At 41.4% G+C, this 12,969-nt stretch carries 3 protein-coding genes and 1 pseudogene; all 4 read right to left on the bottom strand.

The genetic code is table 11. The annotated features are described in order from the left end of the window. Window positions 1-771 (bottom strand): annotated as a pseudogene (locus ACM55H_RS17820) (hypothetical protein); the annotation flags it as partial. A gap of 77 nt (window positions 772-848) precedes the next feature. After that, the gene (locus ACM55H_RS17815) at window positions 849-1,910 is read right to left on the bottom strand and encodes a hypothetical protein (protein ID WP_416837800.1); all 1,062 of its coding nucleotides are present in this window, start codon (window positions 1,908-1,910) and stop codon (window positions 849-851) included. A gap of 522 nt (window positions 1,911-2,432) precedes the next feature. Then, complete coding sequence (locus ACM55H_RS17810) at window positions 2,433-10,217, bottom strand: T9SS type A sorting domain-containing protein (protein WP_416837799.1); 7,785 nt, start codon at window positions 10,215-10,217, stop codon at window positions 2,433-2,435. 1,201 nt (window positions 10,218-11,418) lie between these two features. Further along, a partial coding sequence (locus tag ACM55H_RS17805) for a T9SS type A sorting domain-containing protein (protein ID WP_416837798.1) occupies window positions 11,419-12,969 on the bottom strand: 1,551 nt, incomplete at its 5' end.

Here is a 12,969-nt window from a genome sequence, read left to right as displayed (position 1 = left end):
TGGAGTGGTGCAATTTATTGTCACATCGCTTCCTGCATTGGCTGATGGTAAGGCTTTGTCAACAGTCACTATCACATCATCTGTTTTTGTACATCCATTTGCTCCTGTTACCGTTACAGTATAAGTTGTTGTAGTCGTTGGTGTAGCTACAGGATTGGCAATATTTGTTGCACTCAATCCCGCTGCCGGTGACCAAGAATAGGAAACGCCTCCGCTGGCTCCCAAAGTGGTACTTGGAGTGATGCAATTTATTGTCACATCGCTTCCTGCATTGGCTGATGGTAAGGCTTTGTCAACAGTCACTGTTACGTCGTCTGTTTTTGTACATCCATTTGCTCCTGTTACCGTTACAGTATAAGTTGTTGTAGTCGTTGGTGTAGCTACAGGATTGGCAATATTTGTTGCACTCAATCCCGTTGCCGGTGACCAGGAATAAGAAACTCCTCCCGAAGCTGTTAATGTTGTGCTTGGATTGGTACAATTTATTATCACATCGCTGCCTGCATTGGCAGTTGGCGGCGTTAAAACTTCTAAGACAACATCATCGTAAACTGTACATCCGCGAATAGTATTTACTGTATAACGTAAAGTGGCAGAAGAGCCTGTAACGGTTATATTGCTGGTTGCCAATGAAGGACTTGTAATGGTTGCAGTTCCAGAAAAAACACTCCATGTTGTTGAGCTAATTGCATCTCCAGGGCTAGGAGTGGCTGTTCCTGTAACTGAGAAAACACTTCCACATTGTGATTGATCCAAACCGGCATTTGCCAACCCAATTTGCAGGGATACCTGTTTTGCATTTATAAAATCAACGATAGTAGCGGTAGGAGATTGGGAAGTTTTTGTCTTTATGAATAATGTTTTACTCCCAGACTTGTACAGGGATCGATTGCACCAAGCAATGCTGTCAGGTCTATAGCGGCTTCTACAAATAAATTGGAAGAATATTGATTGAGACCAAAAGCACTAAAAGATACGGGAACGTTTCCCGCATTGGTAGAGGCGTAAACAGATCCTGCTGGAGTAGAGGATGTTTTGTCAACATAATCATAAATACCACCCACCAAGTCCCATTTATTTACAAAAAATTCCGCAGCACCTCCACCATTTGTTAGAGCCAGCGTTAAAAGGATATCTCCTTTGGTTCGCCCATTGTTTGGACCCGCAGAAGAAAAAGTGCCATTAGGGTTATCTGTCATTGTATTTTGCAGCAATTCAAAATCTATGTAGGCATTACCACTGTTACTGCGTCGGTCGGCTGCTACAATAAGCCAGGTATGAATCGAATTTACATGTGTTACTGGATCTGTATATGGAGCAGTTGTAAAATGAAATAACGCATTGTTTATATCGCATTTTCCAAGTGCTCCATTATTTGTCCAAGTCCATATATTTGGGTTGTCATTAAACTTTTTACCACCCGAAAAATTATTTTCTGATGTATTGTAAAGATCCGTTAAATGAAAAGTTGTTAAAGCATTAACAGGTGCGCCAGCTGTAGTTAAAACATTACCACCACCACCGGAAACACCTGGCAACCAGTCACCTTTACCGGATACCGGTGTATTAGCCTGCAGGTCGCCTTCAATTTGAAAACCTCCTGCTGGTGTATTAACAGTAGCTATGCCGGGAAGTACCTGTGCATTTATTTGTGTAGAAAAAAACAAGAAACATACTGATAAAAATACTATCAAGTTTCCAAAAAAGAAAAATAATTCCTCAAACCTCAATTTTGAAACGCTATTATGGGAATATCGTTTTGTAAAATCCATATTTTGTGATTGAGGATTAAAATAGAATAAATTAGGTGTTTTTAAACCTAATGTAGAAATTGTATTTTTCGATAAAATGCAACACTTAATTTTGCCTGATAAAATTTCGAAAAACGTCAGAAGTGAATTTTTTTCCATGATAAAAAAGTTTTAAACCATACTTGTTATATAGCAAGAAACGAGTAGACTGGGGACTAAAAACTTTTAGAAAAAACAAAAACACCTTCATAAACTACTTAATGAAGAACTCCATCGTCAAAAGCATATTTTATTTTGGGGAAATAAACAACCTTTTATTAACCAAAATGGGGCTTTAAAAAAACTTAAAAACCTAATTTTTAAATAAAAAAGGTAGAATAAAAAAAAATAGAAAGCTTACGTTTTGAAAGTCAAAACTTACTATGGCAATACACCTTCATAAACAATTTTATGAAACACATCATCATCAAAAGGATATTGTATTGTGGGAAGTAATAGCTAAAATCTTTTTATTAACCAGCAAGCAACTTTATAAAAAAACAACTTTAAATTTGATTGTTTTTTATAAAATAAAAATTAATTACTGAGTTAAAAAACCTCGAAAATTTTCACTTCCGAGGTTTTATTTTATACTCTAATCCGTTTCATTCTTTTTTTAAGGATTAGACAATTATTTAAAATCTATTTAGAAGACATTACTTTTTTTACACTGCTTCCTCGATCTGTAGTTAATTTCACAATATAAACCTGTTCTTGACCTCTAAATGAATGAAGGTGTAACGAGATTTCTTTGTTCAAATAACTATTGGTATCCGTTTTTGAAAGCACTGAAATCCCTTGTGCGTTATATACATCGATTACCACATTAGACACATAATCAAAATCGTATCTGATCGTAAGTATATCTTTAAAAGGGACTGGATAAGCAGTAAAATCAGCATTAGAACTCAAACCAACTTCTTTATGGGTAGCACTAGTTCCTCCTAATGGACAACCTGAATTATTAAGAATATCCAGTTGAGTCGCCAATGTTCCAGGTGCGTTTCCTCCAGCTAAATACGCTGCGTTAACAGCATTTATTACTGATTGAGTATTACTACCATAAGGCGCTGGATAATCAACTTCGTCGCTACAAGCATTCAATAAAGCGGCTACGCCTTGACGAGCTAAATTATAAATACCTCCGCCTCCTAAGTTTAGAGCTTGCAATAAAGTTAAATTAGCAAGATTAGACGGTGCATTTACAAACACATTACCAAACAACATGGAGGGAGTATAAGAGGAACACCATCTGTCAGTATGGTTTTTCCAATATCCTAAAGTACATCCTTCACATGCAGGTACTATAATACTTTGGCTGCATGAAGCTGATGTATTACCACAAGCATCGGTAGCAGTCCAGGTTTTTGTATAGGTCACTGAGCCGTCCGCATTATTTGTTGTAGTAACACCCAAATCATTGATAGTTGGATTTGAATCACAACTATCACTTGCTGTTGGAGTACCAAAGACTGGTGTTGCACCACACGCAACTGTTTGACCAGCTGGACAACTAAGAGTTGGCGGTGTAACGTCATGAACATTGATCGTTTGTGAAGCACTGGAATGATTGCCACAGTCATCTGTTGCGGTCCAAGTTCTGGTTACGCTGTAATTACCCGGACAGTTGCCTGGAGTAGTTACATCAGCAAAAGTCAAGGTCACGGAAGTATCACAAGCATCAGTTGCGGTAGCTTGCGCAAAGGCAGGCACAGCCGGACAATTTATAGTCGATGCGGCAGGTAAAGCGGCAATTACCGGTGCAGTAACATCATGAACATTGATCGTTTGCGAAGCACTGGAATGGTTGCCACAATCATCTGTAGCAGTCCAAGTTCTGGTCACGCTGTAATTACCCGGACAGTTGCCTGGAGTAGTCACATCAGCAAAAGTTAATGTTACGGAAGTATCACAAGCATCAGTTGCGGTAGCTTGCGCAAAGGCTGGCAAGGCTGGACAATTGATGGTAGATACCGCTGGTAAAGCGGCGATTACCGGTGCAGTGATATCCTGAACATTGATCGTTTGTGAAGCACTGGAATGATTGCCACAGTCATCTGTAGCAGTCCAAGTTCTGGTCACGCTGTAATTACCCGGACAGTTGCCTGGAGTAGTCACATCAGCAAAAGTCAAGGTCACTGAAGTATCACAAGCATCAGTTGCTGTAGCTTGCGCAAAGACTGGCAAGGCTGGACAATTGATAGTGGATGCGGCAGGCAATGCTGCGATTACCGGTGCAGTGATATCCTGAACATTAATCGTTTGTGAAGCACTGGAATGGTTACCACAGTCATCTGTAGCAGTCCAAGTTCTGGTCACGCTGTAATTACCCGGACAGTTGCCTGGAGTGGTCACATCTGCAAAAGTCAACGTCACTGACGTATCACAAGCATCAGTTGCGATTGCTTGCGCAAAAGCTGGCACGGCTGGACAATTGATGGTGGTTGCAGCTGGTAAAGCTGCGATTACCGGGGCAGTAACGTCATGAACATTGATTGTTTGTGTAGCACTGGAATGGTTGCCACAATCATCTGTTGCTGTCCAGGTTCTGGTTACGCTGTAATTACCCGGACAGTTGCCATCGGTTCTTACATCAGCAAAAGTCAACGTCACGGAAGCATCACAAGCATCTGTTGCGGTAGCTTGCGCGAATGATGGCACGGCTGGACAATTGATAGTGGTCGCCTCTGGTAAAGCTGCGATTACCGGGGCAGTAACGTCATGAACATTGATTGTTTGTGTAGCACTGGAATGGTTGCCACAATCATCTGTTGCTGTCCAAGTTCTGGTTACGCTGTAATTACCCGGACAGTTGCCATCGGTTCTTACATCAGCAAAGGTCAACGTCACGGAAGCATCACAAGCATCTGTTGCGGTAGCTTGTGCGAATGATGGCAAGGCTGGACAATTGATAGTGATCGCCTCTGGTAAAGCTGCGATTACCGGGGCAGTAACGTCATGAACATTGATTGTTTGTGTAGCACTGGAATGGTTGCCACAATCATCTGTTGCGGTCCAAGTTCTGGTTACGCTGTAATTACCCGGACAGTTGCCATCGGTTCTTACATCAGCAAAAGTCAACGTCACGGAAGCATCACAAGCATCAGTTGCGGTAGCTTGCGCGAATGATGGCACGGCTGGACAATTGATAGTGGTCGCCTCTGGTAAAGCTGCGATTACCGGGTCAGTAACGTCATGAACATTGATTGTTTGTGTAGCACTGGAATGGTTGCCACAATCATCTGTTGCTGTCCAGGTTCTGGTTACGCTGTAATTACCCGGACAGTTGCCATCGGTTCTTACATCAGCAAAGGTCAACGTCACGGAAGCATCACAAGCATCTGTTGCGGTAGCTTGCGCGAATGATGGCACGGCTGGGCAATTGATAGTGGATGCTGCTGGTAAAGCTGCGATTACCGGCGCAGTAACGTCATGAACATTGATCGTTTGTGTAGCACTGGAATGGTTGCCACAATCATCTGTTGCTGTCCAAGTTCTGGTCACGCTGTAATTACCAGGACAGTTGCCTGGAGTAGTTACATCTGCAAAAGTCAAGGTCACGGAAGCATCACAAGCATCAGTTGCGGTAGCTTGCGCAAAGGCAGGTACGGCTGGACAATTGATAGTGGATGCGGCAGGCAATGCTGCGATTACCGGTGCAGTGATGTCCTGAACATTAATCGTTTGCGAAGCACTGGAATGATTGCCACAGTCATCTGTAGCAGTCCAAGTTCTGGTCACGCTGTAATTACCAGGACAGTTGCCTGGAGTTGTCACATCAGCAAAAGTCAGGGTCACGGAAGCATCACAAGCATCAGTTGCGGTAGCTTGCGCAAAGGCTGGTACGGCCGGACAATTGATGGTGGTCGCCTCTGGTAAAGCTGCGATTACCGGGGCAGTAACGTCATGAACATTGATTGTTTGTGTAGCACTGGAATGGTTACCACAGTCATCTGTTGCAGTCCAAGTTCTGGTCACGCTGTAATTACCGGCACAGTTGCCTGGAGTGGTCACATCGGCAAAGGTCAAGGTCACGGAAGTATCACAAGCATCAGTTGCGGTAGCTTGCGCAAAGGCAGGCACGGCCGGACAATTTATAGTCGATGCGGCAGGTAAAGCGGCAATTACCGGTGCAGTGATATCATGAACATTGATCGTTTGTGTAGCAGAAGAATGGTTGCCACAGTCATCTGTAGCGGTCCAGGTTCTGGTCACGCTGTAATTACCCGGACAGTTGCCTGGAGTGGTCACATCGGCAAAGGTCAACGTAACTGAAGCATCACAAGCATCAGTTGCGGTTGCTTGCGCAAAGGCTGGCACGGCTGGACAATTGATGGTGGATGCGGCAGGCAATGCTGCGATTACCGGTGCAGTGATGTCCTGAACATTGATCGTTTGCGAAGCAGAAGAATGGTTGCCACAATCATCTGTAGCAGTCCAAGTTCTGGTTACGCTGTAATTACCGGCACAGTTGCCTGGAGTAGTTACATCTTTAAAGGTCAAGGTAACTTCTGGATCACAAGCATCAGTTGCGGTAGCTTGTGCAAATGATGGCACGGCTGGACAATTGATGGTGTATGCCGTTGGTAAAGCTGCGATTACCGGTGCAGTGATATCCTGAACATTGATCGTTTGAGAGGCACTGGAATGATTGCCACAGTCATCTGTAGCAGTCCAAGTTCTGGTCACACTGTAATTGCCCGGACAGTTACCTGGAGTAGTTACATCAGCAAAAGTCAAGGTCACTGAAGCATCACAGGCATCAGTTGCGGTAGCTTGCGCAAAGGCAGGCACGGCTGGACAATTGATGGTGGATGCGGCTGGTAAAGCTGCGATTAACGGTGCAGTGATATCCTGAACATTGATTGTTTGTGAAGCACTGGAATGATTGCCACAGTCATCTGTAGCAGTCCAAGTTCTGGTCACGCTGTAATTACCCGGACAGTTGCCTGGAGTAGTTACATCTGCAAAAGTCAAGGTCACGGAAGTATCACAAGCATCAGTTGCGGTAGCTTGCGCAAAGGCAGGCACGGCTGGACAATTGATGGTGGTTGCAGCTGGCAGTGTTGCGATTACCGGTGCAGTGATATCCTGAACATTGATTGTTTGGGAGGCACTGGAATGATTGCCACAGTCATCTGTTGCGGTCCAAGTTCTGGTTACGCTGTAATTACCCGGACAGTTGCCTGGAGTAGTTACATCAGCAAAAGTCAAGGTCACGGAAGTATCACAAGCATCAGTTGCGGTAGCTTGCGCAAAGGCAGGCACGGCTGGACAATTGATGGTGGATGCGGCAGGTAAAGCGGCAATTACCGGTGCAGTAACATCATGAACATTGATCGTTTGTGAAGCACTGGAATGGTTGCCACAATCATCTGTAGCAGTCCAAGTTCTGGTCACGCTGTAATTACCCGGACAGTTGCCTGGAGTAGTCACATCAGCAAAAGTCAAAGTCACGGAAGTATCACAAGCATCAGTTGCGGTAGCTTGCGCAAAGGCAGGCACGGCTGGACAATTGATGGTGGTTGCAGCTGGCAGTGTTGCGATTACCGGTGCAGTGATATCCTGAACATTGATTGTTTGGGAGGCACTGGAATGATTGCCACAGTCATCTGTTGCGGTCCAAGTTCTGGTTACGCTGTAATTACCCGGACAGTTGCCTGGAGTAGTTACATCAGCAAAAGTCAAGGTCACGGAAGTATCACAAGCATCAGTTGCGGTAGCTTGCGCAAAGGCAGGCACAGCCGGACAATTTATAGTCGATGCGGCAGGTAAAGCGGCAATTACCGGTGCAGTAACATCATGAACATTGATCGTTTGCGAAGCACTGGAATGGTTGCCACAATCATCTGTAGCAGTCCAAGTTCTGGTCACGCTGTAATTACCCGGACAGTTGCCTGGAGTAGTCACATCAGCAAAAGTCAAAGTCACTGAAGCATCACAAGCATCAGTTGCTGTAGCTTGCGCAAAGGCTGGCAAGGCTGGACAATTGATGGTAGATACCGCTGGTAAAGCGGCGATTACCGGTGCAGTGATATCCTGAACATTGATCGTTTGCGAAGCACTGGAATGGTTACCACAGTCATCTGTAGCAGTCCAAGTTCTGGTCACGCTGTAATTACCAGGACAGTTGCCTGGCGTAGTTACATCGGCAAAGGTCAAGGTCACGGAAGTATCACAAGCATCAGTTGCGGTAGCTTGCGCAAAGGCAGGCACAGCCGGACAATTTATAGTCGATGCGGCAGGTAAAGCGGCAATTACCGGTGCAGTAACATCATGAACATTGATCGTTTGCGAAGCACTGGAATGGTTGCCACAATCATCTGTAGCAGTCCAAGTTCTGGTCACGCTGTAATTACCCGGACAGTTGCCTGGAGTAGTCAAATCAGCAAAAGTTAATGTTACGGAAGTATCACAAGCATCAGTTGCGGTAGCTTGCGCAAAGGCTGGCAAGGCTGGACAATTGATGGTAGATACCGCTGGTAAAGTGGCGATTACCGGTGCAGTGATATCCTGAACATTGATCGTTTGTGAAGCACTGGAATGATTGCCACAGTCATCTGTAGCAGTCCAAGTTCTGGTCACGCTGTAATTACCCGGACAGTTGCCTGGAGTAGTCACATCAGCAAAAGTCAAGGTCACTGAAGTATCACAAGCATCAGTTGCTGTAGCTTGCGCAAAGACTGGCAAGGCTGGACAATTGATAGTGGATGCGGCAGGCAATGCTGCGATTACCGGCGCAGTGATATCCTGAACATTAATCGTTTGTGAAGCACTGGAATGGTTACCACAGTCATCTGTAGCAGTCCAAGTTCTGGTCACGCTGTAATTACCCGGACAGTTGCCTGGAGTGGTCACATCTGCAAAAGTCAACGTCACTGACGTATCACAAGCATCAGTTGCGGTTGCTTGCGCAAAAGCTGGCAAGGCTGGACAATTGATAGTGGTTGCGGCAGGCAATGCTGCGATTACCGGTGCAGTGATGTCCTGAACATTGATGGTTTGTGAAGCTGTGGATGTATTTCCACAATCATCTGTTGCAGTCCAGGTTCTGGTCACGCTATAATTACCGGCACAATTCCCAGGTGTAGTCACATCGGCAGAAGTCAACGATTTTAATGTACAATTATCAGTTGCAGTTGGTGTTGCAAAAACCGGAATTGATGGACAATTGATAGTGGTTGCGGCTGGTAAGGCTGAAATCACAGGAGGTATTTTATCCGAACACAATTTCAACTGAATTGGAGCTCCGGGAAAATCCTTTAGTTCCGATTGCGCTGAATTTCCTGAGGATCTTGTTCGAACAAACAACGTACTTATAACCAAGCATGGATTATTAGTTGCTTCGAATACTTTTGTAAGATTGATAGCCCCTTCAGCCCATTGATTAGGGGCATAAGTACCTGGAGTAGTTCCATATGCGTCAAAAGGCACCGTAGTAGTTACTGTATTATTCGTACAATAAATATTTCCTGCGACACCGGGAGCATTGTTTGGCACAATTACATATTCATATACTCCGGTTCCTATTTGTGTCCATTTCCGAATCACTACATTGGCATCTCCCCCACCTTGAGTAAATTCAATAGTGACCAAAATGTCACCTACTGTTCGACCACCTTGGGTTCCTTCAGTAGTAAATCCACCACTACCACCAGTAATTGGAGCAGTCCCTGTAGCAGGATTTAGAGGACCGAATGTAGCACCAGTTATTGTTAAAGATTTTTGTAAAAACTCGAAATCAATATAACTGCTTCCATTAGTTACCTGACGGTCTCCGGCAAAAAGGCACCACAAATCATTAGGGTCTCCAAATGCACCGGTAACACCATCTCCACCACGAATAGAACTGTCACCATAACTAAAATGAGCTCCAGCATTTTGGATTTCATTTTTGTTAGGCGAAGATCCTGCACCCCAAGTATAGGTGTTTGGATTATCATTTATTTTATTGGAGAGAGTGAATATGGTCAGATCATTTTGATAACGATCCTGCAGAAAAAAAGTGGAGCCAGGGTAAAGAAGCGCTCCGGTTGTTAAGTCAAGTACACCATGATTAACCGTATGGGTTGGATTATTGACTGGGTCGTAAAGTTTATCAAACAAGTCTCCTACATTTTCATATATAGATCCAATAGGTTCATGAGCCCAGGCATCACCATCAACTCCAGATCCCCCAATGGGATGTTGTACTGGTACAATACCTTTAATAGACCCCTGCGCATTAACTTTATAACCTGTCATTAAAATTGCTGCCAACATAAGTGGCAAAACAAGCGACTGACGCCAATAACAAGACCATAGCCTTGGTAAGGAATCGATAGGAGCTATAAAATTAAATTTTGAAAAACCTACGTTTAAAAGTTGGAAAAAAATACAACAATATTCTTGCGTACTTTTTATCTTAAAAGAGATAATTTTTTTCATAATAATTTGGTTTTAAGACCATATTATTAATAAGAAAGCTTTAGTAGAATTTGGGTTTCCGAAAAACTAAAGTGTGTTGTCTCATAAATTGTATTTTAATACCATACATTAGAAAAATAAGAAGTTTACCGATTTGAGATAATTACTAAAAAACCCTCTTCAAAAAATAGATTGATGAAGTAAACTTTCAATAAACTGGATATGCAAAACCATATCCATTTATGAACAAAAAACATTTTTTTAAAACAATTTAAAATATTGATTTTAAAAATGATTAGAATTAAAAAATGATAAAAATAGGGTAAACAAAAGTTTTCAGATTCAAGGAGAAAACTTGAAGAAAAACGAAACATCTTCAAAAAATAATTTTATGAAGTACTCCATCATCCAAGGATATTTTATTATGGGGAAACAAAAAGATCCTTTTATTAATTTGAAAGTTGTTTATAAACAACTCAAATCAAATAATTTTTTGTTAAACCAAAGTTAGGTATTAGACCAAAAAATAAAAATAAAAAAAAGGTAAACAAGACAACATTCTGTTATACCCGACAAGGAACATAGTTCGCTAAGAAAAGCTTTACAGTACTAAAATATTAATACTAAAAAACTCGTTAACTAATTGATTATCAATTAATTAATAATTTTATTACATAAATTTTGTTAATCAAAAAATAATGTTAAAGGCAATAAATCACTCTTACATTTTAATCATTTAATTGCATTTATACTGATTTTAAGATACCAATTTCAGGAGATTATTGAGAATCTTAAATTATGAAAATGGATTCCTTTTTTTAAGATTTTGGAAACATTATAAGAATTTTAAAATATTGTTTTTTATCCTTTCGAAATGTAGTATGAAATAATAATGAGAATAAAAACCAATAAGTTTGTAAAAGATAAAATCAAAGCCAAATCAATACTATTGAAATGGTTTTGATTTTAATGCAAATAGTAAACTAAAATTAGTTCACTTTTTTAGTAAAACTTAAATGATGAAAAATGACAATGAGGTACCATGATTAAAAAGATATTTTTATAACGAGGAACAAAAACCTTTTATCAACCTCAAAGCAGTATTTATATAAAAATTCAATTAAAAAATAACAAAAATAAACCTCGGAAATTTTCACTTCCGAGGCTTATTTTTATTCTAATCCATTTCATTCTTTTTTAGGGATTAGAGAATTATCGAAAACTATCTGGAAGAGATTACTTTTTTAGTACTGCTTCCTCTGTCCGTAGTTACTTTTACAACATAAACTTGCTCTTGTCCTTTATTGGCTTTAAGGCTTAGTGCAATTTCTTTATTCAAATAACCATGGGTATCAGTTTTAGAAAGTACCAAAATACCTTGTGCATTGAATACCTCAATTTTTACATCAGACACATAATCAAATTTATATCTAATAGTAAGCTGGTCTTTGAAAGGAACAGGATAAGCATCAAAACCTACGGTTTCAATTTTTGTTTCAATAGTAGGAACTTTATTGATCGTACTAGGTGCAATTGCTGCAGGAAGTGTGCAATTTCCAGGTAATGGAGTATTATCTGAACAACCAGATACGGCATCTATAATTCCAGTACTTCCTGTTACAAGCACAGCTGCATTAGCACCTACTTTTGTAAAGCTTTTGAAAGTATAGGTACTGGCAGGATTAGCCCCTGCAATATTAGCCCCAATGATTGATTTCACATCGTATTTTACAGAAATAATATACGTTGCTCCCACTGTAGCTCCTGTCACAACTAATTTTGCTTCAGAACCACTGACAATGCTTGCAGTAAAGTTTACATTTGTTCCACATCCCTGAGTAAACAAACGGATATTGGAAGCATTTTGCACACTAAACAGTTTATTCAAATCACCATCATTAGATTGTGTTACATTAATTGTAAAGTTAGCAGCTGGTGCCACCATATTTGAATAATAGAAGAACACACCCGGGATTGCATTAGTCACTTGTCCGTTACTAGGAGAAGAGGCTGTATAACAAACTTGTGATAACTGAGTAACTGTTCCTGTGCTGAAATTACAACAGGTAGTCTGAGTCGGGAAGATATGAGCACAAGGACTTACACTAATGGTTTGACTACACGGAGTAGACGTATTACCACAGATGTCTTTTGCTGTCCAGGTACGTGTTTTACTTCCATCCGCATTGTCTTTATCTGCAAAAGTAACCGTTGGACTTGCATCACAATTGTCTTTGACAGTTGGCGGATCAAAATTAAATGTAGCATTACATTCAATTGTTTTAGGAGCTGCACAAGTGAGGGTTGGAGCAGTCGTATCTACCACTTTGATTTTTTGCAAACAGGTAGCTTTATTGCCTGCACAATCTACTGCTGTCCAGGTACGATCGATATGGTAAGTATTACCACAATCTGCTGTTTTAACATCACTAAAAGTAACTTTAGGATTTGCATCACAATTGTCTGTTGCTGTTGCAGTTCCAAAATTACTTCCCACTGCATCACATTCAAATGATACATCTACAGGGCAAGTGATTACCGGTTTGGTGATATCCTGAACAGTAATTTTTTGAACACAGGTTGAGAAATTGCCTGCACAGTCGGTTGCTTTCCAAGTACGGGTAATAATACCCAATCCACAAGCATCTAGTGTGCCAGAGTCAGTGTAGCCAACTTTCGGGTTCGCATCACAATTGTCTGTAGCCGTTGCTGTACCTGAATCGCCTTGTTTACAACTAAAGACAGCATCTACTGGACAAGTGATTACCGGTTT

This window comes from Flavobacterium cryoconiti (assembly GCF_048158645.1).
Lineage (GTDB): Bacteria > Bacteroidota > Bacteroidia > Flavobacteriales > Flavobacteriaceae > Flavobacterium > Flavobacterium cryoconiti.
Note: the sequence above shows the minus strand (reverse complement) of the source record. Positions and strands in the feature narration are given on the sequence as shown.

What these genes read in the sequence shown, in the direction of transcription:
- ACM55H_RS17815 (WP_416837800.1), bottom strand. Translation starts at nt 1,910, where the DNA reads ATGGAAAAAAATTCACTTCTGACGTTTTTCGAAATTTTATCAGGCAAA.
- ACM55H_RS17810 (WP_416837799.1), bottom strand. Translation starts at nt 10,217, where the DNA reads ATGAAAAAAATTATCTCTTTTAAGATAAAAAGTACGCAAGAATATTGT.